Origin of the sequence: Sphingomonas sp. dw_22, from assembly GCF_018449795.1 — a bacterium.
GTDB lineage: Bacteria > Pseudomonadota > Alphaproteobacteria > Sphingomonadales > Sphingomonadaceae > Sphingomonas.
Genome location: NZ_JAAVVE010000046.1, coordinates 1 through 25394 on the forward strand (window position 1 = coordinate 1; position 25394 = coordinate 25394).

Annotated in this window: 25 protein-coding genes, 1 pseudogene and 1 riboswitch; of the genes and pseudogenes, 12 read left to right on the forward strand and 14 right to left on the reverse strand. The window is 67.2% G+C overall.

Annotated features, from left to right (window positions below):
• Window positions 1–137 precede the first annotated feature (137 nt).
• From HB724_RS16765 to HB724_RS16780, 4 genes and pseudogenes are all read right to left on the reverse strand, one after another.
• Window positions 138–587: pseudogene (locus HB724_RS16765) on the reverse strand (vgr related protein); the annotation flags it as partial.
• 7 nt (window positions 588–594) lie between these two features.
• Entirely contained in the window at window positions 595–1050 is a 456-nt protein-coding gene (locus HB724_RS16770; RefSeq protein ID WP_213982094.1) for a PH domain-containing protein, read from the reverse strand.
• 254 nt (window positions 1051–1304) lie between these two features.
• On the reverse strand, window positions 1305–2684 hold the full coding sequence (locus HB724_RS16775; protein WP_213982095.1) for a hypothetical protein: 1380 nt from the start codon (window positions 2682–2684) through the stop codon (window positions 1305–1307).
• Between the two features lie 73 nt (window positions 2685–2757).
• Window positions 2758–3192 (reverse strand): copper chaperone PCu(A)C, encoded by a 435-nt coding sequence (locus HB724_RS16780; RefSeq protein WP_213982096.1) that lies wholly within the window; start codon window positions 3190–3192, stop codon window positions 2758–2760.
• A gap of 165 nt (window positions 3193–3357) precedes the next feature.
• Here HB724_RS16780 and dnaK point away from each other — a divergent pair, with 165 nt between their 5' ends.
• From dnaK to HB724_RS16795, 3 genes are all read left to right on the forward strand, one after another.
• Window positions 3358–5271, forward strand: coding sequence for a molecular chaperone DnaK (gene dnaK / locus HB724_RS16785; RefSeq protein ID WP_213982097.1), 1914 nt, complete (start codon window positions 3358–3360; stop codon window positions 5269–5271).
• A gap of 128 nt (window positions 5272–5399) precedes the next feature.
• On the forward strand, window positions 5400–6521 hold the full coding sequence (gene dnaJ, locus HB724_RS16790) for a molecular chaperone DnaJ (RefSeq protein WP_213982098.1): 1122 nt from the start codon (window positions 5400–5402) through the stop codon (window positions 6519–6521).
• A 110-nt stretch (window positions 6522–6631) separates the two neighbouring features.
• Complete coding sequence (locus HB724_RS16795) at window positions 6632–6916, forward strand: TM2 domain-containing protein (protein WP_213982099.1); 285 nt, start codon at window positions 6632–6634, stop codon at window positions 6914–6916.
• A gap of 103 nt (window positions 6917–7019) precedes the next feature.
• Here HB724_RS16795 and HB724_RS16800 read toward each other — a convergent pair whose 3' ends face one another.
• The gene (locus HB724_RS16800) at window positions 7020–7595 is read right to left on the reverse strand and encodes an NAD(P)H-dependent oxidoreductase (protein WP_213982100.1); all 576 of its coding nucleotides are present in this window, start codon (window positions 7593–7595) and stop codon (window positions 7020–7022) included.
• Between the two features lie 83 nt (window positions 7596–7678).
• On the opposite strand from HB724_RS16800, the gene HB724_RS16805 reads away from it, so the two are divergent.
• Complete coding sequence (locus HB724_RS16805; RefSeq protein WP_256731584.1) at window positions 7679–8053, forward strand: helix-turn-helix domain-containing protein; 375 nt, start codon at window positions 7679–7681, stop codon at window positions 8051–8053.
• A 316-nt stretch (window positions 8054–8369) separates the two neighbouring features.
• A complete protein-coding gene (locus HB724_RS16810) occupies window positions 8370–11006 on the forward strand; it encodes a TonB-dependent receptor (protein WP_213982101.1) in 2637 nt (878 codons plus the stop codon).
• 197 nt (window positions 11007–11203) lie between these two features.
• Here the strand turns inward: HB724_RS16810 and HB724_RS16815 are convergent, their stop codons facing one another.
• The 3 genes from HB724_RS16815 to HB724_RS16825 form a co-directional block, all read right to left on the reverse strand.
• Window positions 11204–11446, reverse strand: a complete 243-nt coding sequence (locus HB724_RS16815; RefSeq protein WP_213982102.1) for a hypothetical protein — start codon at window positions 11444–11446, stop codon at window positions 11204–11206.
• 83 nt (window positions 11447–11529) lie between these two features.
• Window positions 11530–12756 (reverse strand): PQQ-dependent sugar dehydrogenase, encoded by a 1227-nt coding sequence (locus HB724_RS16820; RefSeq protein ID WP_213982103.1) that lies wholly within the window; start codon window positions 12754–12756, stop codon window positions 11530–11532.
• Between the two features lie 126 nt (window positions 12757–12882).
• On the reverse strand, window positions 12883–13350 hold the full coding sequence (locus HB724_RS16825) for a MarR family transcriptional regulator (protein WP_213982104.1): 468 nt from the start codon (window positions 13348–13350) through the stop codon (window positions 12883–12885).
• A 57-nt stretch (window positions 13351–13407) separates the two neighbouring features.
• Here HB724_RS16825 and HB724_RS16830 point away from each other — a divergent pair, with 57 nt between their 5' ends.
• A complete protein-coding gene (locus tag HB724_RS16830) occupies window positions 13408–14520 on the forward strand; it encodes an NAD(P)/FAD-dependent oxidoreductase (RefSeq protein WP_213982105.1) in 1113 nt (370 codons plus the stop codon).
• Window positions 14521–14852: 332 nt separating this feature from the next.
• Here the strand turns inward: HB724_RS16830 and glnA are convergent, their stop codons facing one another.
• The 4 genes from glnA to HB724_RS16850 form a co-directional block, all read right to left on the reverse strand.
• Entirely contained in the window at window positions 14853–16265 is a 1413-nt protein-coding gene (gene glnA, locus HB724_RS16835; RefSeq protein WP_213982106.1) for a type I glutamate--ammonia ligase, read from the reverse strand.
• Window positions 16266–16386: 121 nt separating this feature from the next.
• Window positions 16387–16734, reverse strand: coding sequence for a hypothetical protein (locus tag HB724_RS16840; protein ID WP_213982107.1), 348 nt, complete (start codon window positions 16732–16734; stop codon window positions 16387–16389).
• Window positions 16718–17056 carry a P-II family nitrogen regulator gene (locus HB724_RS16845; RefSeq protein WP_213982108.1) on the reverse strand — a complete coding sequence of 113 codons (339 nt, stop codon included), beginning with the start codon at window positions 17054–17056 and terminating at the stop codon, window positions 16718–16720. Before HB724_RS16845 ends, HB724_RS16840 begins: the two co-directional genes overlap by 17 nt.
• Before the next feature lie 164 nt (window positions 17057–17220).
• Complete coding sequence (locus tag HB724_RS16850) at window positions 17221–18543, reverse strand: methyl-accepting chemotaxis protein (protein ID WP_213982109.1); 1323 nt, start codon at window positions 18541–18543, stop codon at window positions 17221–17223.
• A 186-nt stretch (window positions 18544–18729) separates the two neighbouring features.
• Between HB724_RS16850 and HB724_RS16855 the strand changes: the two genes are divergently transcribed.
• The 3 genes from HB724_RS16855 (at window position 18730) to HB724_RS16865 (ending at window position 20569) form a co-directional block, all read left to right on the forward strand.
• Entirely contained in the window at window positions 18730–18975 is a 246-nt protein-coding gene (locus HB724_RS16855; protein ID WP_213982110.1) for a hypothetical protein, read from the forward strand.
• Between the two features lie 341 nt (window positions 18976–19316).
• A complete protein-coding gene (locus HB724_RS16860; protein ID WP_213982111.1) occupies window positions 19317–19742 on the forward strand; it encodes a hypothetical protein in 426 nt (141 codons plus the stop codon).
• 11 nt (window positions 19743–19753) lie between these two features.
• The gene (locus HB724_RS16865; protein WP_213982112.1) at window positions 19754–20569 is read left to right on the forward strand and encodes a ferredoxin--NADP reductase; all 816 of its coding nucleotides are present in this window, start codon (window positions 19754–19756) and stop codon (window positions 20567–20569) included.
• A gap of 134 nt (window positions 20570–20703) precedes the next feature.
• Here the strand turns inward: HB724_RS16865 and HB724_RS16870 are convergent, their stop codons facing one another.
• Window positions 20704–21756, reverse strand: coding sequence for a low specificity L-threonine aldolase (locus HB724_RS16870; RefSeq protein WP_213982113.1), 1053 nt, complete (start codon window positions 21754–21756; stop codon window positions 20704–20706).
• A gap of 59 nt (window positions 21757–21815) precedes the next feature.
• Window positions 21816–21929, reverse strand: a riboswitch (SAM-I-IV-variant riboswitch).
• Window positions 21930–22264: 335 nt separating this feature from the next.
• On the opposite strand from HB724_RS16870, the gene HB724_RS16875 reads away from it, so the two are divergent.
• From HB724_RS16875 to HB724_RS16885, 3 genes are read left to right on the forward strand one after another with little or no spacing between them, the layout of a single operon-like run.
• Window positions 22265–23080: a CDP-alcohol phosphatidyltransferase family protein gene (locus tag HB724_RS16875; RefSeq protein WP_346344749.1), complete on the forward strand. Its 816-nt coding sequence runs from the start codon at window positions 22265–22267 to the stop codon at window positions 23078–23080.
• Window positions 23077–24168, forward strand: coding sequence for an inositol-3-phosphate synthase (locus HB724_RS16880; protein WP_213982115.1), 1092 nt, complete (start codon window positions 23077–23079; stop codon window positions 24166–24168). The genes HB724_RS16875 and HB724_RS16880 overlap by 4 nt, the downstream gene beginning before the upstream one ends.
• 1 nt (window position 24169) lies before the next feature.
• A complete protein-coding gene (locus HB724_RS16885) occupies window positions 24170–24886 on the forward strand; it encodes an NTP transferase domain-containing protein (protein WP_346344750.1) in 717 nt (238 codons plus the stop codon).
• A gap of 59 nt (window positions 24887–24945) precedes the next feature.
• Here HB724_RS16885 and HB724_RS16890 read toward each other — a convergent pair whose 3' ends face one another.
• Complete coding sequence (locus HB724_RS16890; protein ID WP_213982116.1) at window positions 24946–25338, reverse strand: helix-turn-helix domain-containing protein; 393 nt, start codon at window positions 25336–25338, stop codon at window positions 24946–24948.
• Window positions 25339–25394: the final 56 nt, after the last annotated feature.

Below are 25394 nucleotides of genomic sequence, written 5' to 3' on the forward strand. Positions count from 1 at the left end.
GGGGGGGGGGGGGGGGGGGGGGGGGGGGGGGGGGGGGGGGGGGGGGGGGGGGGGTGGGGGGGGGGGGGGGGGGGGGGGGGGGGGGGGGGGGGGGGGGGGGGGGGGGGGGGGGGGGGGGGGGGTGGGGGGGGGGGGGGGGGCAGCAGCGTCTCATATTGCGCGAGCGGCGGCGCGGCGGGGATCGCCGCGCCGTGGCGCAGCAGGAAGGCGTGGCGGACGATCTCCGCCTGCTGCTCCAGCCCGTATCTCTCGAACGGCTGGCCGGGCTTCAGCACATAGCCGTAGCGGCAGAAGGGGTGGCGCTTCAGCGGCAGGAAGATGCCCTTCTGATGCTGCCAGACATGCACCATCTCATGGACGAACAGCCCCTGGACGCCGAGCGGCGCGGTGCTGAAATCGTCCGAATAGATGCCGCTGCGGGGGTGGAAATGGATCGTGCCGCGCGGCGCCATGGTGGTGTTCGCCGGCTGGAAGAACGCCCATTTGGCATTGGCGACCCGGGCCAGCGAATAGTCGATCGCGGCGCCGAATATCGAGGCGCAGAGCCGGATCTCGCCTTCGGTGAGGGGACGGGGTGCGTGCGGCATGGGGCGTTCAGGCGGGCTCGCCGAAATCCTCGTGCACCATGTCGATCTCGCGCACCCCGCGCTGGCGGCGGGCGGCGTTGACGAGGCCGCGGAGCTGCTCGCGGCGGGCGCGGGCATGGTCGACGTCGCGGATCACCAGCGGGGCGTCGCGGGTGGTCTCGTCGGACGAGGTGATGGTGATCGTGCCGATGTCTGCCATCTGGTTGATGATCGTGAAATCGATGCGGACGTCCTTGACGCGGTAGAGCTCGATCTCGTCGATCGACTTGGCGAGGATGCCCTTGTGGAGGATCAGCCGGTCCTCGGTGAATTCATAGGTCGTCGCGAGATTGGCGATCCATTTCACCAGGATGAGGATGAAGCCCACGCCGACCAGGCAGAGCAGCAGCGTGCCCCAGCCCGCCAACGTGCCGCGCAACCAGCCCCAGGTGGAGGAACGGAAACGATCGATCACTTGGGCCATGACGCTGCCTTATCCCCGTTGATGCGGCGGGCAGGATAGCAAGGCCGGGCGCGGGCGCCAGTCTTGTTGCGGGTGCCGGAGTGTTATATGCGGCCAGCACAGTTGGGCAGGGGTGGGCATGCGGGAACTTCGGGCGCTGGGTTGTGGATGCTGGCGATGCTCATGGCGACGCCGGCGCTGCGCTGAACGCCGATACTCCTCCGCCTGTCACCCCGGCCGCAGTGCCGGGGTCCATCGTGCGGCGGGGAGAGCAGCTAGAGGTGTGAGGGGCTCGCTCGCGGAGGAGTGGACCCCGGCACTTCGGCCGGGGTGACGATGGGGGTTTGGGGCTGCCCTCCCTGTTGGCGGTCAGCCCCGGGGCGGCGCGCCACGCGGCCCAGGTCCACCAGCAATTGCGCCGCCAGATACGCCAGGATGCCGTATATCAGATAGCTGTAGCGCGGGACCGGCTGGACGAGGGCATAGGGCAGGCCGGCCGTTGCCACATAGAGCGCGATATAGCCGTAGAAGCGTTTGCGCCGGGCAAGGCCCCAGGCCAGCCCGGCGATGCCGAGCATGCCGACCAGTTGCAGCACGATCGCACGGGGCTGGACCAGGTCGCGCCAGTTGGTGAAGCGGAGCTGCCAGGTGTCGGGTACGTAGAACTGGCGGTAATGGCGCAGCGACAGGCGCAGGAAGTCCGCCGGATGCGCGCGTATCCAGGCCCAGGTCTCGCGGCCCAGCATCGAGGAATAGGCGACCTCGCCGCCGGCGGATCGGAGGGCGGCGATGGCGGGAGGATTGTCGAACGGGTGGATCGCCAGCACCCTTGCCCGGAACACGTCCCCGCGCGGGGCATCAGAAAGCGCGGCGGGATGGTTGGCGAGCGCCAGTTCCAGGCCGAAATTGCTGCGGAGCGGGATCGGCTGACCCATGACGCGCTGGTTACGCAGCGCCCAGGGCGCGATCAGCAGCGCCAGCGCGGCGGCGCTCATGGCGGCGAAGGCGAGCGTGGTGCGCAGCGGCAGGCGGCGGAAGGCGTAGACCGCCCAGCACAAATCCACCGCCAGCCCCACCGGCGGGCTCACGAAGAAGGTGAGCGCGGACAGTGCGGCGGCGGCGATCAGCGGTCGCCAGCCGGAGACGGAACCCCGGTCGAGCCGCTCCAGCAGCAACAGGTTTCCGGCGGCAAGGCAGGCGGCGAGCGCGCCTTCCCAGAAGCGGAAGTCGCACCCCTCCTGCGGGGCGAAGGCGGGGAGGAGGCAGAGCAGCGCCAGTCCGGCCCTGGGCGCGGCGGGATCGGTGCCGATGCGCGCGAACAACAGCCGCAGCAGGAGGTAGCCGGCGAAGCTCTGGGCCAGCGCCCAGCCGGCCAGCACGAGATTGGCCGCCCCGCTTTCCGGCCCGAACACGCGCAGGATGCTGCCGGAAATGAGGATCGTCGTCGGCAGCAGATGCGCGGTCGGCCCCTGGCCGGGGAAGAAGGCGTCGGCGATCCCCTTGCCATAAGCGAAGGCATAGGCGGCATGCGTCGCCTCGCCGATATCGACTTGCTGCCAGGCCCCCCCGACCGCCACCAGCCAGATGTAGCGGATCGACAGGCCGAGCACGAGGAGGAGCGCGATCTCTCGCCTGTCCGCAGTCACGCCCTTCATCCCCCGAGCCATCTTTTCCGAAACGCGATGTGCGGCGTAGCGCGAGATGGTTAATGCCGGGTAGCGGCGCGGCTCAATCGGGCGCCGGATCGCCTGCGCCCACCACCTTGGCGGAGGCTTCGAGCCTAGCGCCGCTGGCGAGGGAGAGGATGACGGGGACGGTGTCGCCGGCCTTCACATTGGGGCCGACCGAGAAGAGCATGACGTGCTTGCCGCCGGGCGCGAAGGTCACCGTCTCGCCGGCGGGCAGGGCGATGTCCTTGACCGGCGCCATCGACATCATGCCGTGATCGCCCTTCATGCTCTCGTGCATCTCGGCACGCAGCGCGAAGGGGGCGGAGACCGCGACCAGCGTATCGGGCTTCGCGCCGCCATGGAGGGAGAAATAGGCCGCGCCCGGCCGGCCGGCGACCGCGGGCAGCCGGACCCAGGCGCCGTCCGCCTTCGTCTCGGCCGGTTGGCAGGCCGAGAGAAACGCCACCGCAACGATCCCCGCAAATATGCGCATCCGACACTCTCCCATTTTGCGACTGTTCCTAGAAAGCGGAGCTTCTTGCGGCAAGCGCCAGCGCACCTATATCCCCCGGAGTGAGCCCGAGCCCAAGTCGCCTAATCTGGGGCTCGGGTGGGCAAGTGTTTGAAACTTTTTGAATCTGGGGGCCAACGAGGGACCATGGCTAAAGTTATCGGTATTGATCTGGGCACGACCAACTCCTGCGTCGCCGTTATGGAAGGCGGCAAGCCCAAGGTGATCGAGAATGCGGAGGGCGCGCGCACCACGCCTTCGATCGTCGCCTTCGCCAAGGATGGCGAGCGCCTGATCGGTCAGCCCGCCAAGCGCCAGGCGGTGACCAACGGCGACAACACGATCTTCGCGGTGAAGCGCCTGATCGGCCGCCGCTACGACGATCCCGTGACGAAGAAGGACACCGAGCTGGTGCCCTATTCGATCGTGCGCGGATCGAACGGCGATGCGTGGGTCAAGGCGGGCGGCGAGGAATATTCGCCGAGCCAGATCAGCGCCTATATCCTGCAGAAGATGAAGGAGACCGCCGAGTCCTATCTGGGCGAGACCGTCTCGCAGGCCGTCATCACCGTGCCGGCATATTTCAACGACGCGCAGCGCCAGGCGACCAAGGACGCCGGCCGCATCGCGGGGCTTGAAGTGCTGCGCATCATCAACGAGCCGACCGCGGCCGCTCTGGCCTACGGGCTGGAGAAGAACGACGGCAAGACGATCGCGGTCTATGACCTGGGCGGCGGCACGTTCGACGTGTCGGTGCTCGAGATCGGCGACGGCGTGTTCGAGGTGAAGGCCACCAACGGCGACACTTTCCTGGGCGGCGAGGACTTCGATTCGAAGATCGTCCAGTTCCTGGCCGACGAGTTCAAGAAGGCCGAGGGCATCGACCTGACCAAGGACAAGCTGGCGCTCCAGCGGCTGAAGGAAGCCGCCGAGAAGGCGAAGATCGAGCTGAGCTCGGCGCAGCAGACCGAAGTCAACCTGCCCTTCATCACCGCCGACGCCAACGGGCCGAAGCATCTGGTGAAGACCATCAACCGCGCCGATCTGGAGCGGCTGGTCGAGGATCTGATCCAGCGCACGCTGGAGCCGTGCCGCAAGGCGCTGGCAGACGCCGGCGTCAAGGCGAGCGCGATCGACGAGGTGGTGCTGGTGGGCGGCATGACGCGCATGCCGCGCGTCCGCCAGGTCGTGAAGGACTTCTTCGGCAAGGAGCCGCATACCGGCGTGAACCCCGATGAGGTGGTCGCGATCGGCGCCGCCATCCAGGCGGGCGTGCTGCAGGGCGACGTCAAGGACGTGCTGCTGCTCGACGTGACGCCGCTGAGCCTGGGCATCGAGACGCTGGGTGGCGTGTTCACCCGGATGATCGACCGCAACACGACGATCCCGACCAAGAAGTCGCAGACCTATTCGACCGCCGACGACAATCAGCAGGCCGTGACGATCCGCGTCTTCCAGGGTGAGCGCGAGATGGCGGCGGACAACAAGATCCTCGGCCAGTTCGACCTGGTCGGCATCCCGCCGGCGCCGCGCGGCGTGCCGCAGATCGAGGTCACGTTCGACATCGACGCCAACGGCATCGTCAACGTCAGCGCCAAGGACAAGGGCACCGGCAAGGAGCAGCAGATCCGCATCCAGGCCAGTGGCGGTCTCTCGGACGCCGATATCGACCAGATGGTCCGCGACGCCGAGCAGTTCGCCGAAGAGGACAAGAAGCGGCGTGCGGGCGCCGAGGCGAAGAACAACGCCGAGAGCCTGATCCACACGACGGAGCGCCAGCTTCAGGAGAATGGCGACAAGGTCGACGCTTCGCTGAAGGCCGAGATCGAGGCGGCGATCGCCGAGACCAAGGCTGCGGTGGAAGGCGGCGATGCCGACGACATGCAGGCCAAGGCGCAGAACCTCGCCCAGGTGGCGATGAAGCTGGGCCAGGCGATCTACGAGAAGCAGGCCGCGGCCGAGGCTTCGCCGGGCGCCGACGGCGCGGCGGCGGGCTCCGAGGCCGGCGGCGAGGAAGTGGTCGACGCCGAGTTCTCGGAAGTGGACGACAACAAGGCGTAACTGACACCCCTCCCTCTCCCCCTTGGGGAGAGGGCTGGGGAGAGGGGGAGTGGGGCGATGTACGTGCGTGATTTCGAGCGGACTGCCCCTCTCCCAACCCTCTCCCTGTTGGGGAGAGGGCTTTTTGAATGACTGCTGAAGTCGATTTTTACGAGCTGCTCGAATGCGAGCGCACCGCCGACGACGCGACGCTGAAGACGGCGTATCGCAAGCTCGCGATGAAATATCACCCGGACAAGAATGACGGGTGCAAGGAGCATGAGGAAAAGTTCAAGGCGATCAGCGAAGCCTATGAATGCCTGAAGGATCCGCAGAAGCGCGCGGCCTATGATCGCTTCGGCCATGCCGCGTTCAAGAATGGCGGCATGGGCAACGGCGCACAGGGCGGCCCGGATTTCGGCGCGTTCAGCGACATCTTCGAAAGCGTGTTCGGCGAGTTCATGGGCGGCGGGCGCGGCGGCGGCCGGCCGCAGCGGCGCGGCGCGGACCTGCGCTACGACATGGAGATCAGCCTGGAGGACGCGTTCCACGGGCGGACCAGCGAGATCACCGTCGACGTATCGGGCGTGTGCGATCCCTGCCACGGCACCGGCGCGACGCCGGGCACCCAGGCCAAGACCTGCGCCCAGTGCGGCGGCCAGGGCAAGGTGCGCGCGCAGCAGGGCTTCTTCATGGTCGAGCGGACCTGCCCGGTCTGCCACGGCGCGGGCGAGGTGATCGCCGAGCCGTGCAAGCATTGCCGGGGCGAGGGCCGCATCGACAAGACCAAGACGCTCCAGATCAACATTCCGCCCGGCGTGGACGAAGGCACGCGCATCCGGCTGGCCGGCGAAGGCGAGGCGGGCGCGCGCGGGGCGCCGGCGGGCGACCTCTATATCTTCCTGCACGTGACGAAGCATTCGCTCTTCGAGCGGCAGGGGACGACGCTGTATGCGACGGCGCCGATCAGCTTCACCACGGCGGCGCTGGGCGGCGAGATCACGCTGCCGGGGCTGGACGGCGACAAGCATGTGATCCGCATCGCGCCGGGCACCCAGTCCGGCCGCGAGGTGCGCCAGCGCGGCGCGGGCATGCCCGTGCTCCAGGGGCGCGGGCGCGGCGACCTGGTGGTGCAGCTCACGGTGGAGACGCCGACCAAGCTCTCCGCCAAGCAGCGCGAGCTACTGGAGGAGTTCCGCTGCACCGAGACCGGCGACGAATGCCCGGAGAGCCAGGGCTTCTTCGCGAAGATCAAGTCGGCGCTGGGGTGATTCCTTCTTCCGTCACCCCGGCCTTGTGCCGGGGTGACGAAGGGGCATGGCCAGTTGCTCCTTGACGAGCACCGACCTAGGCTGCGCCCGGGAATAGGGGGGAATCCAACATGGCATTGAGCACGGCCGAACTGTCGCTTGTCGAGCAGCGCGTGGCCAATGACGGGCCGAGCGTGGGCGTGGCCTATCTGCTGTGGTTCTTCCTGTGGTTCGTCAGCGCGCACCGTTTCTATCTGGGGCGGCCGGGGACGGCGATCCTCCAGATCCTGTCCTATTTCATCCTGATCGGTTTCCTCTGGGTGCTGATCGATGCGTTCCTGATCCCCGGCATGGTGCGAGACAAGAACAACGAGATACGGCACCGGGTGATGACCCAGCTTTCCGGGCACGCCTGAGCGCAATCAGGCTTGGGGCGCCGGGCGCGCGTCCAGCCGCGCCAAGCCGGACGAAGGGAAGGAGACCGGCGACCCGTCCTCCCTCCCCGCGAAGTCGATCCACTCAGGCTTCGCGCGCCGCCTTGAGGGCCCGCGCCCACCAGGCGAGCTCATCGAACAGCGTGTTCCGCGCCGCGACGAGATAATCATAGTCGTCGAGCGTCTTGCCCTGCTGGAGGATGCCGAGAAACGGCTCCATCGCGATGTTCACCTCGGCCTTGATCGGCGCCATCTGGAGCTCCACCGCCACGCCGCGCAGATGCTCGATCGCGCGCGCGCCGCCGACGCCGCCATAGCCGACGAACGCAATCGCCTTGCGCCGCCATTCGAACGACGCCGAATCGAAGGCGTTCTTGAGCGCCGCGGTGGGGGCGTGGTTGTATTCGGCGGCGGTGACGATGAAGCCGTCATAGGCGCCGAGCTTGTGCCGCCACGCTTCGGCGGCCGGGGCGGAGAAGGCGCCGCCGGTATAGAGTGCCGGGACCGGCTCCTGGTAGAAGGGCAGATCCTGGTCGCGCAGGTCGAGCACGTCGAGGCTGAAATCGCTGCGCTGGGCGGCGGCGTCGGCGATCCATTTGGCGGGCGTGTCGGCGAAACGATTGGGGCGGGTGCTGCCGATGATGAGTGCAAGCTTGAGCATGGAGTTTGAGACCCTTTCCGGTTACGATACGTAACCGAGGATCAAATGATGCGGTGGCGTAATGCCCGCAAGGAGGCACATTTTTGGAACAAGGGCACACCGCTGATAGCTGCACGCCGGTCCGCGCCATCCTCGCGCGAGTGGGCGACAAATGGAGCATCCTGACGATCATGCTGCTGAGCGAGGGCACCAAGCGCTTCAGCGAATTGCAGCGCGCGATCGACGGCATCTCGCAACGGATGCTGACGCTGACGCTGCGCGGGCTGGAGCGCGACGGGCTGGTCTCGCGCGCGGTGTTCCCGACGATCCCGCCGCGGGTGGAATATACGCTGACGCCGCTGGGGCAGTCGCTGACCGAGCCGGTCAACGCGCTGGGGAAATGGGTGATGGCGAACCTGCCCGAGATCGACGCGGCGCGGCGGAAGTTCGACGGGGCGCTGGAGGAGCAGGCGGCTTAGGGGCGGCATGGCGGCGCGGGTGGCGTGCGCCAAAATCTCCATCGTCACCCCGGCCGAAGTGCCGGGGTCCACTCCTCCGCGAGAGAGCCCCTCTAAGCTTCGAGCGGCTCTCCCAGCCGCACGGTGGACCCCGGCACTTCGGCCGGGGTGACGGATTGGGGGCTTCGGTCCCGGCATTTCGGCTGGCGAGCGGTCGAGGAAGCCGCGTAATCCACATGAAATAGCTACTGCGCCGCAACATGTTTGTCATGAAGCGGGCGCAACGCCATGGGGGGAAACGGGGACGGAATAGCGCCCCGAACAAAAGGGGGTTACCATGTCTATCCGCACCGCGCTGCTTGCGCTCGCCAGTCCGCTCGCGCTTGCCGCCACGGCGTTTCCCGCACTTGCGCAGGAGGCCGCGCCGCAGGAGAGCCCGACGGCCGAGACGCCGGGACAGGACGAGATCGTCGTCACCGCGCAGCTTCGCGAGCAATCGGCGATGGAAGTGCCGTTCGCGCTGACCGCCTATCGCGGCGAGTTCCTGCAGGACATGGGCATCACCGAATTCGACAAGCTGGGCCAGTTCGTCCCCGGCTTCGACGTGCAGAACCAGTCGCCCAACAATCCCGGCTTCGTGATGCGCGGCATCACCTCGGATTCGGGCAGCGCGTTCAACGAGCCGCGCGTCTCGGTCTTCCAGGACGGGGTTTCGATCTCCAAGTCGCGCGGCTCCTATGTCGAGCTGTTCGACATGGAGCGCGTCGAGATCGCCAAGGGGCCGCAATCGACGCTCTATGGCCGCGGCGCGCTGATCGGCGCGGTCAACCTGGTCCAGAACAAGGCCGATCCCGAGAACGGTTATGGCTATGTCTATGCCGAGGGTGGCGATCATGGCCGCTACCGGGTGGACGAAACGGTCAATTTGCCGCTGGGCGGCAATGTGGGGCTGCGGGTCGCGTCGCGGATCAAGGAGCGCGACGGCTATGTCGACAATCTGCTGGGCGGGCCGGACTATAACGGCATCAAGTCCGAAGCGGTGCGCGGTTCGCTGCGCTGGGCGCCGGGGGCGCTGACCTTCGACCTGATCGGCAATTACCAGCATGACAAGGCGACGGGCACCTCGTTCAAGTCGATCGCCTATAACCCGACCGATCCGGTGACCGGCGCGGTGCTGGGCGACCGCGGCCGCAATTCGGGCGCGGCGCTGGCGGCGGGCCAGGGCTTCGAGAATGGGCGGCCGCTGGGGCTCGATCGCGACGTGTGGGGCGTGACGGGCATCGCCAATTACGAATTTTCGAGCAACCTGTCGCTCAACGCGATCGGATCGTACCGCGAGTTCAACGGCATCGAGATCTTCGACGCCGACGGCATCTCGCTGCCGGTGCTGACCGCGGGGGAAGATGCGCGCGGCGACCAGACGATGGGCACGCTGCGTCTCACCTATTCGAACGACCGGCTGACGGCGTTCGCGGGCGGCACCTATTTCAAGGAGAACGGTCTCCAGCGCGCGCCCACGCAGTTCGACGAGCGGGCGGCGCTGGCGCGGCTGACCGGCACGCTGAACGGCGGCGGCGCGATCCCCGGCCGTCCGGCGAGCGATCCGGCGCCGCTGGCGTTCTTCTCGAACACCGCGTTCACCGGGCAGCTGCTCCAGGGCGTGCTGAACAACCAGTTGAACAAGGCCTATCTCGCCGCCGGCCTCACCTCCGCCCAGGCGCAGGCGCAGGCGGCGGCGCAGACCGCCGCGCTGCTGCCGACGCCGCTGGCGCGTGCGATCGCCGCCAACCTCCAGCCGGGCCATATCGAGACGAGCACCAACTATGCCAGCACCGAGAGCTGGGATCTGTTCGGCGACGTCAGCTTCAAGGTCACCGACCGGTTCGAGATCGGCGGCGGCATCCGCTGGAGCCATGACGACAAGACGACGGGCTTCGAATCGTCGGTGGTCAACGGCCGCTCGATCCTGGGCGGGTTCATCGGCGCGCTGTCCTTCCTGGGCAGCAGCCCGGCGACGGCGCAGCAGCTGCTCGGCGCGCTCGCGGTACCGGGTGCTGCGAACATCCCGACCTCGGCCGGCTATCCGGTGCCGATGTTCGGCCTGGGCGCGCAGCCGACCGGGACCAACGGCCAGCGCTATGACCAGGGGCTGACCGACAGCGGCTTCACCTGGCGCGCCACCGCCCGCTACGAGCTTTCGCCCGAGGCGAACCTCTATGCCAATTATGCGCGCGGGCGCCGGCCGGAGATCCTGAGCGTCAGCGCGCCCTCGGCGCCGGGCGGTGCGGCCAAGTTCAGCGTGCTGCCGTCCGAGACGGTCGACAGCTATGAGGCGGGCTTCAAGACCGCGCTGGCCAACCGCACGCTCTTCATCGACGGCGCGGTCTTCTACTACAATTATTCGAACTTCCAGACGACCGAGCAGCAGGGCACGCTGTTCGTGACCGTCAACGCCGGCAAGGCGGAAAGCTATGGCTTCGAAGGCCAGGTGAACTGGAAGCCGGTAAGCTGGGCCGATGTGTTCGGTACCTATGCCTATAACCATAGCCGCTTCTCGGCCGGCGCGCGCGAGGGCAATCACTTCCGCCTGTCGCCCGATCACAGCGCCTCGTTCGGCGTTTCGCTGAAGGCGCCGGCGGGGCCGGTGAAGCTCGACTTCACGCCGAGCGTGACCTGGCAGTCGAACGTATTCTTCGACGACGACAACGATATCCCGGCGCTCCAGACGGGGAATTTGATCCCCGACACGGTGCAGGACGAAACGCAGAAGAGCTATGCGCTGGTCGATCTGCGCGTGGGCGTGGAGACGGCGAACGGCCGCTGGCGGCTCCAGGGCTTCGTCACCAATCTGTTCGACCAGAAATATATCAAGGACGCAGGCAATACCGGCGACGCGCTGGGCCTGCCGACCTTCATCGCGGGCGAGCCGCGGATGATCGGCGCGGCGCTGAGCCTGAAGATCGGCGGACGCTGAACGGGCGCGGTGTTATGCCCGCGCGGTGACGTGCCCAGAATCCTCCCCCCAGCTCGCTGGGGGAGGGGGACCGCCGAAGGCGGTGGAGGGGCCGGCCGAAGGCCGGGGACGGTGCGGCGAAGGACAACGGCGCTGCGCGCCGCCCCTCCACCATGCTGCGCATGGTCCCCCTCCCCGAGACAAGCTCGGGGAGGATTTTATTTCGGCAGGATCGCGTAGATCGCGCCGCCCAGATCGACGATGTAGACATTGCCGGCGGTATCCTCGCCGAAGCAGACCACGCTGCGGATGCCGCCCTTGTCGGGCGTGAAATCGCCGTTGCGCAGCGTGTATTGCGCGGCCGGGAAGAGGCTGCCCTGCGCCAGCGACGCATAGGGGACCGACCAGATCCTGTTGTTGACGAAATCGGCGAAGAGATACTGGCCCTTCAGCGATGCCACCGGGCCGCGATAGACCACGCCGCCGGTGATGCTGCTGCCCTCGAAATCGCCATTGCCATGGGCGTAGAGCGAGACCGGGGCGATCAGGCCGGCGGGGGCGGGCGGTTGGTGGAATTGACCCGGTTCCCCTCCATGAACGGCCAGCCGAAATTCATCCCCGGCTGGCTGGTGGGCATCAGGTCCAGCTCTTCGAGTGCATTCTCGCCGACATCGGCGATCACCAGCCTGCCGTCGGGCGCGAAGCTGTTGCGGAACGGATTGCGCAGGCCGAGCGCGAAGACATAGGGATCGCCGCCGCCGCTGACGAAGGGATTGCCCGGCGCGGGCACGAACGGCGTGGCGGGATCGGTGCCGCGCGCGATGCGCAGGATCTTGCCGAGCCGCGAACTGGTGTCCTGCGCGGGCCTGCCGCCGGTGCCGCCGTCGCCCACCGCATCGTAGAGATAGCCGTCCGGACCGAAGCCGATCCAGCCGCCGTTGTGCGTGTTGGCGCCCGGATGCGGAACGCTGAGCACCACGCGATAGCCGGTGGGGCCGTTGAAGGCGGGATTGCCGACCTGATATTGGCGGATCTCGATCGTGCCGTCCCCGGCGACGGCGTGGACGAAGATCTCGCGCGAGGTCGCGTAATCGGGGCTGGCGGCGAGGCCGACCACGCCGCGCTCGCCATCGGTGGAGAGATTGGCGGCCGTCAGCAGCAGCGCCTTGGTGCCCGTGGCGGGTTCGAGCGCGTAGATGTTGCCGCCCTTCTCGGTGACGAAGACGTGCGAAGGATCGCCGGGCACCGGGCCGACCCAGGTCGGCTGGGTGAAGCCGGTCGCGACCTGGACGACGCGGAACCCCGCGGCCGCCGGCGCGACGGTGATCTGCACGGTGAGCGTCGTGCTCACCTTGCCGTCGCTGGCGCCGATCTGGACGGCATAGACATTGTCGCCGTTGCTGTCCCTGGGCTGGGCGACCGTGGGCGCGGTGACGAACCTGAGCGCGCCTGCCGGGGTGATCCGGAACTGCCCGGCATCGGCACCGCCCGAGATGCTGAACAGGATCGGATCGCCGTCCGCGTCGGTGGCGGTCGCCTGGTAGGCGGCGGTGGTGTTCTCCGCGACGTTCGCGGTGGCGGGCGAGGTGAATATCGGGGCGGCGTTGGCCGGCGCGGGCGTGGGGGTAGGCGTCGGGGTGGGCGCGGGTGCGGGCGAATCGCTGCCGCCGCCGCTGCATCCGGCCACCAGCAGCAGCGGCGCAATCGCGCGGGCCAGCGCCAGGGTGGAGGCCAAGCGGCCGATACGGGCGGAGGTAATGCGCTTCGTCATGCGATTTTCCCTTGGGGCCGGGCTGTTACGTTTCCGCAACGGATTGCACAGGGCCGGGAAGTTTGCAGGGTCAGTATAGCACGAAGAGGCGCTTAAGCATCTTTGCGCGGCGGACGGCCGGGCGCGTCACGGACCCGGCTCGGCCTGGGGCGAGAGATTGGCGATCACGCGCTGGAGCAGGGCGGTGAAGCTCTCCACCTCGGCGGGCGTCATCCCGCGAAGCGCGTCGGCATTGCCGGCGAGGAGCATGCGCCGGCCCGGATCGAGCTGCGCCATCGCCTTGGGCGTGAGCGAGACCAGGCTGCTGCGCCCATCGTCCGGATTGGGCGCGCGCGCGATGAGGCCGTCGCGCTCCATGCGGGCAAGGAGCTGCGCCATGCTCGGCTGCTCGACCCCGGCGATGCGGGCGAGCTCCTTTTGCGGGATCGCGGCGCCGTCCTTCAGCGCGACCACCACCGGGATCTGCGCGATGGCGAGCCCCAGCGGGCGCAGCCGCTCCTCGTTGATCCGCGCCAACTGGCGCGCGGCGATGCCGATCAGCAGCGCCGGTATCTCGTGCGGAGTCCATTCGACGGGCGGCGGCGTGTCGGGCATTTACATCGGTGCCTATCTAATTATATAGGAGCCTATATAAACTCCCATGGAGCTGTTATGGCACGATTTCCACGAATTGCGATCATCGGCGGCGGACCCGCCGGCCTCACGCTGGCGCGCATCCTCCAGACGCGTGGCATCGCCAGCACGGTCTATGAGGCCGACGCCCATGCGCTGGAGCGGCCGCAGGGCGGGACGCTCGACCTGCATGCCGATACCGGCCAGCGGGCGCTGCGGCTGGCGGGGCTCGAGGCGCCGTTCCTCGCGGCGGCGCGCTATGGCGATCAGGGCATGCGCCTGTTCGACCGCGACGGCACGATGCTGTTCGATATGCCCGAGGCCGAGGGCGACCGGCCGGAGGTCGACCGGACCGTGCTGCGCCGGATGCTGCTCGATTCGCTGGAGCCGGGGACCGTTCGATGGGGGCGGAAGGTGACGGCGATCGAGGCCGAGGGCGATCGGTATGCCGTGGTCAGCGAGGGCGAGCGGATCGAATATGATCTTGTCGTCGGCGCCGACGGGGCGTGGTCGCGCGTGCGGCCGCTGGTTTCGGATGCGGTGCCTGCCTATGACGGGGTGACCTTTGTTGAGATGGGTATCGACGATGCGGATGCGCGCCATCCCGCCGTTGCGGGGCTGGTGGGGCATGGCAAGATCTTCGCCTTTGGCGAGAACCGGACGCTGATCGCGCAGCGCAACGGCGGCGGCCATATCCGGATCTATCTTGCGTTGCGCGTTGCCGAGGATTGGGACGTGCTCGACGGGCTTCTGGCACGAGAGGCTGGGCCGCACCTGCTGGCGCTGCTCGATGGCTTCGCGCCCGGATTGCAGGATATCGTCAGGGCGGCGGAGGACTGGCTGGTGGTGCGGCGTATCCATGCACTGCCGGCCGGCCATCGATGGGCGCACCGCCCCGGCGTGACGCTGATCGGCGATGCCGCGCACCTGATGTCGCCGTTCGGCGGGGAGGGCGTGAACCTGGCGATGGCCGACGCGGCCGATCTGGCGGCGGTGCTGGCGGAGGGCGGCGATATCGCCGCGTTCGAGGCGGCGATGTGCGCGCGTGCCGAGCCCGCCGCAGCCGGCGCGGCGCGTGGGCTTGCCGGCGCGGTGTCGATGCACGGCGCCGCGCATGCGCTCGCCCGGTTTCGCGCGATGATGGCGGCGTGAAGCCGGCACGCGAGGGGAAAGGGGCTCGCAAGCCGGGCAAACCAATGGGTTGAACGGTGTTCCAGAGTCGGATTCAGCCTATTGGGATCGGCTCCCCGGCGAAGGCCGGGGCCCAGTTGCGACGCATTGGAAACGGCGTCCCGCCATTTCGACTTCGCGGAAACTGGGCCCCCGCCTTCGCCGGGGAAGGGGTTTCAACACCGGTGGATCAGCCTCAAAAAGGCGCCGGCCGATCCTCCTCTTTCAGGGGAAGATCGGGGAGGTACACAGCCAAACGGAAAGGGCGCCCGGGTTTCCCCGGACGCCCTTCTCCTACCCTCCAGCAAGAAGGCTTACGAGCTGTAGTACATGTCGTATTCGACCGGGCTCGGGGTCATTTCCCAGCGGGCGACGTCGCCGCGCTTGAGCTCGACATAGGCCTCGATCTGGTCCTTGGTGAACACGTCGCCCTTGAGCAGGAAGTCCATATCGGCCTCCAGGCTGTCGAGCGCCTCGCGTAGCGAGCCGCAGACGGTGGGGACCAGCTCGAGCTCGGCCGGCGGCAGGTCGTACAGGTTCTTGTCCATCGGATCGCCCGGATGGATCTTGTTCTGGATGCCGTCGAGGCCGGCCATCAGCAGCGCCGCATAGGCGAGGTACGGATTGGCGAGCGCGTCCGGAAAGCGGAACTCGACGCGCTTGGCCTTGCTGCCCGCGCCATAGGGGATGCGGCACGAAGCCGAGCGGTTGCGGCTCGAATAGGCGAGCAGCACCGGCGCCTCATAGCCCGGCACCAGCCGCTTGTAGCTGTTGGTGGTCGGATTGGTGAAGGCGTTCAGCGCCTTGGCGTGCTTGATGACGCCGCCGATGAAATAGAGGCACATGTCCGACAGGCCGGCATAGCCGTTGCCGGCGAAGAGCGGCGTGCCCTTGTCCCAGATCGACATATGGGTGTGCATGCCCGAGCCGTTATCTTCCTTGATCGGCTTGGGCATGAAGGTCGCGGTCTTGCCATAGGCATGGGCGACCTGGTGCACGACATACTTGTAGATCTGCATGCGATCGGCGGTGGTGACCAGCGTGCCGAAGGTCAGGCCCAGCTCGTGCTGCGCCGCGGCGACCTCATGGTGGTGCTTGTCGCAGGGCAGGCCCATTTCGAGCATGGTCGAGACCATCTCGCCGCGGATGTCGACCGCGCTGTCGACAGGGGCGACCGGGAAATAGCCGCCCTTGGCGCGCGGGCGGTGGCCCAGATTGCCGGCCTCATATTCCTTGCCCGTGTTGGTCGGCAGCTCGATGTCGTCGATCGCGTAATAGCTGGTCGAATAGCTGTTCTCGAAGCGGACGTCGTCGAACATGAAGAACTCAGCCTCGGGGCCGACATAGACGGTGTCGCCGATGCCCAGCGACTTGAGATAGGCTTCCGAGCGCTTCGCGGTCGAGCGCGGATCGCGCGAATAGAGCTCGCCGGTCGAGGGCTCGACGATGTCGCAGACCAGGATCAGCATCGGCGTGGCCGAGAAGGGGTCCATCCACACCGCGTCGAGATCGGGCTTCAGGATCATGTCGGACTCGTTGATCGCCTTCCAGCCCTCGATCGAGGAGCCGTCGAACATCAGGCCGTCGGTCAGCTCGTCCTCGCCGATCACGCCCGCCACCATGGTCAGGTGCTGCCACTTGCCCTTGGGATCGGTGAACCGCAGATCGATCCACTCGACCTCGTTCTCCTTGACCATCTTCAGGACGTCATTGGCCGAATTCGCCATCGCTAAACCCTTTCGCTCTTTTTCGTGCGCCCGACGAATCGGGCAATAAAATTACTTGTGCAGGTGCAACATCGCCGGGACGCTGCGCCGCGTCAAATGGGCGCGCCTACGCGTGCGCCGGTCACTCGAAATGCCGTATCGACAAGCCGAGATCATCTTCGCCGAGCCACTGCAGCGGTGGCCGCAAAGCTGGCGTGCCGTCTCCAACGTAGCGGAGGTCGCCCATTGCGCTGGCGAAGGCGAGAAGCAGCGCTTGGATACTGTCGATCCCGACCGATGCCCGACATTTCGTCTCTCGGTCTGGGAACTCGATCGTATAAAAACATCGCCAAGGCGGATCATCGGGATCGCGATCATGCATAGGGTCGGGGTAGGGAGAAGGTCTGTGGAACGACAGCGTGACTTTGCCGTCTTCGCGATCGAACGCCCTGCTTGCGATGACCTCCCCGACATCAGATGGCGTTTTCATTGCGCTCGCCGGTGCGGATGCGCAGCGCCGTCTCGACCGGGATCACGAAGATCTTGCCGTCGCCGATGCGGCCGGTCTGCGCGGCGGTGGCGATCGCCTCGACCACGCGTTCGGCCAGCGCGTCCTCGACCACGACCTCCAGCTTCACCTTGGGGAGGAAATCGACGACATATTCGGCGCCGCGATAGAGCTCGGTATGGCCCTTCTGCCGGCCGAAGCCCTTGGCCTCGGTCACGGTGATGCCGGAAACGCCCACTTCGTGCAGCGCCTCCTTCACTTCATCGAGCTTGAACGGCTTGATGATCGCTTCGATTTTTTTCACTTGGTCCCCCGGGGATACGCCGAATGCCCTGCCGCGCGACTAGCATAACCCATGCCAGAGCGGTCGGGCTAGGCTAGTCCTCCGGTTGCGTGGGGCGCAACGGTTAACAATTGCCTATCAAATAGGCAGCGAGGCGGGTGTTGCCCGATCGGAGGGCAGGGGAATCAGCTCGCGCGGATCTCGCCTAGGAAGCGATCGACGCCGTTCGACAGGGCCTCCGCGCCCGAGAACAGGCTGGCGGCGAGTTGCTCGATGTCGCCGGCGCTGCGCGAGGCGGCTCCGGACGCGGCGCCGATCGCCTCGATGTCGTACTGGACGCCCATCGTGCCCTGCACGCTTTCGCTCACGTTGCGGGCGATCGCACGGGTGGCGGATTGCTGGCCGCGCACCGCCTGCTCGATGCCCGAGGAAAGATCGGCGATGGCGACGATCGCGGCTTCGACCCGGACATGGTTGGCAGTGACGAGATCGACCGCGCGGCGGATGTCGGCGACATGCGCGGTGACCGTCTCCGCCGCATCGCCGACCTGGCCGGCCAGCGCCTTCACTTCGTTGGCGACGACGGTGAAGCCGGCGCCCGCCTGGCCGGCGCGGGCGGCCTCGATCGAGGCGTTGAGCGCGAGCAGGTTCACCCGCCCGGCGATCTCGCCGATGATCGCGGTGACGCTGCCCACGGTCTGGGCGAAGGTGCCCAGCTCGGCGGTGCGGGTGCGGCTGTCGTCCACCAGATCGACGGCGCGCGCGGCCGATGCCTTGGCGGCGGTGGTGCTCTGGCCGATCGTGTCGAGCGTCAGGGCGAGCTCGTCCGATTCGGCGGCGATGGCGGCGAGATTGTCGTGGTTCTGCGCGACGGCGGCGGCGAGCGCGGTGGCCGAGGCGCTGTTGCCCGCGGCGCGATCGACCGTGGCGGCGGCGCTCTGCTGGAGGGTGAAGGCCAGGCTGCGCAGCTTCTGGGTGAGCGAGCAGACCTCGCTTTCGAGCCGTTCGCTGGCGAGCTCGATGCGGCGGGCGCGGCTGAGGCGGCGTTCGGCGGCATGGACCTGGCGCTCGGCGGTGAGCTGGATCAGGCGGCGATTGCCGATCACCGCGAAGAGCTGGCCGCTACGGGTGAGGATCATGCCCTCATGCCCGTCCTCGGCGGCATAGGCGTCGACCAGCGCCTCGGGATCGAGCGCGGCGTCGGCGATCGGGCAGCTGCGCACCAGCGCCTTCAGCCGGCCGCCATAGGCCGGGTTGCGCATCAGCGCATGGCCGAACGGATTGAGCAGCAGGCGGCGCACGTCCTTCTCGAAGATCGCGCCGATCGGGCGGTGCGCCGGATCGACCACCGGCAGCAGGCGGAGCGACAGATCCTCCTGGAAGGTGCGCACGGCATCGCCGATCGACGCGCCCTGCGGCAGCCACGGTGCCTCGCGCTCGCCGGCGGTGAGCCATTGGGAGAGGAAGGTCGGATCGGCCGGGGGGCGGAGGCGATGAGGCTGGAACATTGCCGCCCTCGCTAGGGCTCCGTGGTAAATGCCAGCTTAGTATCTGATGACAGCTTGAAGACATATGCAAAAAAATTGCGGGCCCGAAACGGTTGGCGGCGCCCCGATTTATGCGGGAACCAATCAGCTTTCCGATACGTTTCCGAGGGTTAGGTGAATTTGGGGCCCGTAATGCCGCATATGCCCATGAACGTTCCGGCGGAAATCCACCGGCGGATCGAGGATCTCGACCATCCCGGCTGCTGGCGCGGGGAGGTGGTGGTTGCCAAGGGGCCGCTGGTCATCATGGCGCATGGACTGTGCTCGATCGAGCCGGCCTTGCGGCGTAGCTGCTGGATCACCTGCGAGGCCGGCGAGCTGAGCGCCGAGGAGGCCCAGGAAGTGCTGCGCATCTGGTCGAGCCGGGTCGAGGGTGCCGACGAGGTGGCGTGACGGCTGGGGCGGATCGGGTTTCAGATAATGAGGGGCGGTGCCCGCCCTCCTTTCGTCACCCCGGCCGCAGTGCCGAGGTCCACCGGGATGCTGGGAGAGCCGCTGGAGGCGTGAGGGGCTCTCTGGAGGATGAGTGGACCCCGGCACTGCGGCCGGGGTGACGATGGGGTTTGGCGGCTACCCTAACTCTCTCCAACTCTCGCGCGAACTGCGATCCGCCACAGCCTTTTGAGGCATCCGCCAGCCGGCCGGCCCTCCGCCGGGGACCGGTTGACCCCATCCGCCCGCGCCGCTACGCAGGCTAATGCGAAGCAATCGCAATAATTGGCGGAGGTGCCGGCATGTATGAATTCCTCGACCGGCCCGTGTCCGATCTTCCGCCGGGTGACCAGATGCTGCTCTGGTCGATGCGGAGCTGGGTGGCGGCGATGGCGTTCCAGCGATGCCCGTGCGCCGTGCTGGGGCCGTCGTTCGAGCGCTGGCGGGTGGGCGAGCTGCTGCGCGACTTCAACATGGCGATGTTCCTGCTGAACGCCGAGGGGATGGGGCCGCTGCGGTTCGGCCAGCCGAGCTGCGGGACGGTGCATGACGACGAGGCGATATTGCTGTCGCTTTTCCATGCGGCTGCCTATAATGACGAAAAACATGTCGGCAGGCTTGCAGCGCAGCTCGTAAAGCCCGAAATGACCCATGCCTTCATTGTCGCCCTGATTCAGGCGAGCGACGTGCTGCGGCGAACCCCGGTGCCCCGCGGCTCCACCAACTGAAGAGGATACAGATGAGTTTGCATACGCGCCCGCCGGCGCTGCTTCCGGCTCACGCGAGCTTCGCCACGTCGGGCGTGCGCTGGGTGAAGCATTGGAACGAGCATCTGTTCAGCTTCGCGATCGAGCGGCCGGCGAGCTTCCGTTTCCGCTCGGGCGAATTCGTGATGCTCGGCCTGCTGGACGGCGAGAAGCCGCTGATGCGCGCCTATTCGATCGCCAGCCCGGCCTGGTCGGACGAGCTGGAATTCCTGTCGATCAAGGTGCCGGATGGTCCGCTGACCTCGAAGCTGCAGCTCATCCGGCCGGACGATCACCTCTATCTGGGCAAGAAGCCGACGGGGACTCTGGTCGCCGATGCGCTGTTGCCGGGCAAGAGGCTGTTCATGCTCTCGACCGGCACCGGCCTGGCGCCGTTCCTGAGCATCGCGCGCGATCCGGACATCTATGAGCGCTTCTCGCAGGTCATCCTGGTGCACAGCGTGCGCCGGGTGAGCGACCTCGCCTATCATGACGAGCTGACTGCGCAGCTCGCCAGCGATCCGCTGGTGCAGGAGCAGGCGCTGCTCCAGTTCCACTATATCCCGACCGTGACGCGCGAGCCCTTCCGCACCACCGGCCGGATCGGCGACCTGGCGGAGGACGGCACGCTGTTCAAGTCGCCGGTGCTGGGCGACCGCGAGTTCAACCCGGAGACCGACCGGGTGATGCTGTGCGGATCGACCGCGATGATCCGCGACTTCGCGGCGATGCTGGAAGGGCGGGGCTTCGAGGAAGGCTCGAACGCCGCGCCCGGGCATTATGTGATCGAGCGGGCGTTCGTGGGGTAGTTCTAGAGGGGCGTCACTCCGGCCGAAGTGCCGGGGTCCACTTCTCCGCGAACGAGCCCTTCCAGGTTCTGGCGGCTCTCCCAGCATCCCGGTGGACCCCGGCACTTCGGCCGGGGTGACGGTGGTGGGTGGCTCTAAGCTGCCGCGGCGAGCGTTTCCGTACTGGCGTCGCGGATATCGGCGGCGAGCTGCTCGACGCGGGCCGGATCGGCGTCCCAGGCGAACATGAAGCGGGCGCCGCCGCCGATGAAGGTGTAGAAGCGCCATCCCCGCGCGCGCAGCCCCGCCAGCACCGGATCGGGGGCGTGGACGAAGACGCCGTTCGCCTCGACCGGGAACATCAGCTCGATCCCCGGAAGCCCCGCGATCCGCTCGGCCAGCCGCGTCGCGCAGGCATTGGCGTGGCGCGCATTGGCGAGCCAGGCGCCGCTCTCCAGCATCCCCACCCAGGGCGCCGACAGGAAGCGCATCTTCGAGGCGAGCTGGCCGGCCTGCTTGCAGCGATAGTCGAAATCCTGCGCCAGCGCGGGATCGAAGAAGATCACCGCCTCGCCCACCGCCATGCCGTTCTTGGTGCCGCCGAAGCACAGCACGTCGACGCCGGACTTCCAGGTCAGCTCGGCCGGGCTGGCGTCGAGGCTCGCACAGGCATGGGCGAAGCGGGCGCCGTCCATGTGGAGCTTGAGGCCGAGCTCGCGGCAGACGGCGGACAGCGCCTGGATTTCGGCGACGGTGTAGACTTGGCCGGTCTCGGTCGGCTGGGTGATCGTCACCACGCGCGGCTTGGGGAAATGGATGTCCGAGCGGCTGGTGGCGACGGTGCGCACCGCCTCGGGCGTCAGCTTGCCGTCGGTGGAGGGGGCGACGAGCAGCTTCGAGCCGTTCGAGAAGAATTCGGGCGCGCCGCACTCGTCGGTCTCGACATGCGCGGCGGCCGAGCAGATCACGCTGTGATAGGATTGGCAGAGCGAGGCGAGCGCCAGCGAATTGGCAGCCGTGCCGTTGAACGCGAAGAACACCTCGCAATCGCTCTCGAACAGGGTGCGGAAGGCGTCGGCGGCGCGCTGGGTCCAGTCGTCGTCGCCATAGGCGGGCGCGTGGCCGCGATTGGCCGCTTCCATCGCGGCCCAGGCTTCGGGGCACACTCCGGCATAATTGTCGCTGGCGAACTGCTGAACGTCGGTCATACGCACACAAACCTTCTTCCTGATGGCCGGATCAGGAGGCGGATCGACGACTGGCGTGGCTTCATCCCGTTGGTTGCCGGACCGGCCACATCCCCCCGCTGGAAGCGGAGAACACCACCTTGCCGGGAAAGGCAGGTTGGTGCCGGGCGTCGGCCCGACTCTTGATGCTGCGGCGCGCAATAGCGGGGGCGAGCGGGGAGGGCAAGAGCGTCCGGCGGGCGCGCCTTGCAAGGATTTGGACCTGGATTGTCCCCCGAAAGGCTGCGGGAGAAAATCCTACATTTCGATTTCGAGCCTGTTACAGTGCTTTGACGAGGCGTTCGACGCGCGGGCGGCCTTTCTGCGCCCGTTTTTGGCTGTTGAATCGATGGAAATCCGTCCCTTTTGAGCGACCTGCCGATAGGTACTTGCTGACAGGTGCCACTGGCCTGTATGTGACTCGCCGATGACATCCACGCCGCCGGACGGATCGCGGGATCGCCGGATTGAGGATCCGACCAATCTCTGGGTGATACACCCAACAGGGCGAAGGCTTCTTCCCTGGTTCCTGGAGCGTGGAATCTCGGCCAATGCCGTTTCGATCGGTGGCCTGTTCCTGGGGATTCTCGCCGCGGCGGCCTATGCGAACTGGCAGATGTGGCCGTTCGCCTTTCTCGGGCTGTTCCTGTCGGTCTGCTGGCTGATCGCCGACGGGCTGGACGGAATGATCGCCCGCGCCACCAACACCGCCAGCCCGCTCGGGCGCTTCCTCGACGGCGTTTGCGACCATGGCGTTTTCATCCTGATCTATGTCGCGATGGCGACGTCGATCGGGACGCGGGAGGGATGGGCCCTGGCGGTCTCGGCGGGCGTGATCCACGCGCTGCAATCCAATTTCTTCGAAAGCGAGCGCGCCCGCTATCATCGCCGGTGCAAGGGGATCGCCGCGCCGGTGCCGGCGCCCAGCAGCAATCCGCTGGTGCGATTCTACGATAGCGTGTCCGGCATCGTCGATACCCTGTCCCGCCCGTTCGACGACATGCTGCGGCGCGCCTCCGATCCCCTGCAGCTCGCCGACGAATATGGCACGCAGGCCGCCAGGCCGCTGCGCCTGATGAGCCTGATGAGCGCGAATGTCCGCGTCTACGCGATCTTCGTCGCGTGCCTGGCGGGCAATCCGCGCATCTTCTGGTGGTTCGAGCTCGTGCCGATGACCGCCATCCTGATCGCTTGCCTCGCCTGGCATCGCCTGGTCGAGCTCCGCCTCATTCGGAGCAGGGCGAGGCCGTCACCCGAACTTTCTCTCAATCAAGACTCACCCCTCATAGGACAAGACAAAAGATGACGAGTATCAATATCGCCCTGGTCGGTGTCGGCAATTGCGCCAGCTCGCTCGTGCAGGGCCTCTCGCATTATCGCGACGGGGCGAACGATACGGTCGGATTGATGCACTGGGATCTCGGCGGATACCGCCCGAGCGATATCAAGGTCGTCGCCGCCTGGGACGTCGATCGCCGCAAGGTCGGCAAGGACGTCGCCGAGGCGATCTTCGCCAAGCCGAACTGCACCGCGATCTTCTGCGCGACGGTCGAGCCGACCGGCGCCAAGGTCCGCATGGGCAAGATCCTGGACGGCGTTGCCGGGCATATGGCCGATTATGCCGATGACCGCACGTTCATGCTCGACGACGCCAAGGAGCCGACCAAGGACGAAGTCGTCGCCATCCTGCGCGCCAGCAAGGCCGATGTGCTGATGAACTATCTGCCGGTCGGATCGCAGGAAGCGAGCGAATTCTACGCCGAATGCGCGCTCGAAGCCGGCGTCGCCTTCGTCAACAACATCCCCGTGTTCATCGCCAGCAATCCGGAATGGGCCGAGCGCTTCGCCAAGGCCGGCGTGCCGATCATCGGCGACGACATCAAGGCGCAGCTCGGCGCGACGATCGTCCACCGCGTGCTGACCGATCTGTTCGCCAAGCGCGGCGTGAAGCTGGAGCGGACCTACCAGCTCAACACCGGCGGCAATACCGACTTTCTCAACATGTCGAACCATCGGCGGCTGGAATCGAAGAAGATCTCGAAGACCGAGGCCGTGCAATCGGTCGCGGCCGTGCGGCTCGAGGACGAGAATGTCCATATCGGCCCGTCCGACTATGTGCCGTGGCAGAACGACAACAAGGTCTGCTTCCTGCGCATGGAAGGCACGATGTTCGGCAGCGTGCCGATGAACCTGGAGCTTCGCCTGTCGGTCGAGGACAGCCCGAACTCCGCGGGCGTCGCGATCGACATGATCCGCTGCGCCAAGATCGCCCGGGACCGCGGCCTGGCCGGCCCGATCGACGCGGCATCGGCCTATTTCTGCAAGCATCCCCGCACCCAGATGACCGACGATCTGGCGCAACTGGCAGTCGAAGACTTCATCGCCGCTGCGTGAAGTGCCTTTCGCTGCGAAGATAGAGACCGCGGTCCTGCTTGCCGCGGGCGAAGGCAGCCGCCTTCGCCCCGTGACGCCCTACAAGCCGCTCTGCACCGTCGGCGGCACGCCGCTGATCGACCATGCGCTGGCCGGTCTGGCGGCGGCGGGGCTGCGGCGGGCGGTGGTGGTGCTTGGATACGGTGCCGAGGCGATCGAGGCCCATCTTGCCGGCCGGACCTGGCCCTTGGCGGTCGAGACGGTCCGGACGGACGACTATCGGCTACCCAATGGCTGTTCGGTCCTGGCGGCCGAACAGGCCGTCGCGGGCGCCGAGGCGCTGCTTGCGATGTGCGACCATCTGGTCGAGCCGGCGCTTTACCGCCGCCTTGCGGAAGCCGGGGCGTCGGGGGGGGGCCGGCTGGGCATCGACCGGAATGTGACGAGCGACCTGGTCGACCTGGACGATGTGACCTGCGTCCGCACCGAGGGCGAGCGGATCGTCGCCATCGGCAAGGGGCTGGAGGAATATGACTGTTTCGACACCGGCATATTCGCGATCGGCCCCGCCCTGTTCGACGCGCTCCGCCAGCTCTCTGCGCCTTCCCTGACGGAAGGGATGCGGATGCTGGCTGGGCAGGGCTCGGCATCGGTCTTGGATTGCAGCGACTTGCGCTGGATCGACGTCGATGACGAGGCTGCGCTCGACAAGGCCGAGAGCTGGCTGACGGTCAGCTAGGACGGATCGGCATTCAGCCCCGGGTCTCCTCCTCCTGATGGGGGGAGGGCGAGGCGCGCTCAACCGGCCGGCGAAGGGTTGCCGGCGCGCGGGCGGCGCTCGGCCCATTTCAGCAGGCCGTCCAGCATCGGGCACAGCGACTGGCCCCATTCGGTCAGGCCATATTCCACCTTGGGCGGAACCTGGTGATGCACCAGCCGCGTCACGATCCCGTCCGACTCCATCTGGCGGAGCTGCTGGATCAGCATCTTCTGCGAGATGGCGGGGATCGCGCGTTCGAGATCGGAGAAGCGGAGCAGCTTGCCGCCGAAAAGCTGGAAGAGGATGAGCAGTTTCCAGCGCCCCTCCAGCATGCGGATGACTTCCTCCACGCCGGATGCGGCCGTGAACGGCGTGTACTCGACTGGCTTACCTTCGGGTAAGTACCCTACTTTTTCGTCGGTTCTTGTCATTTACACTAGCTAGGTCGACCTGACTCCCATCGCAATATCGGCGCCCCAGGCGCCGC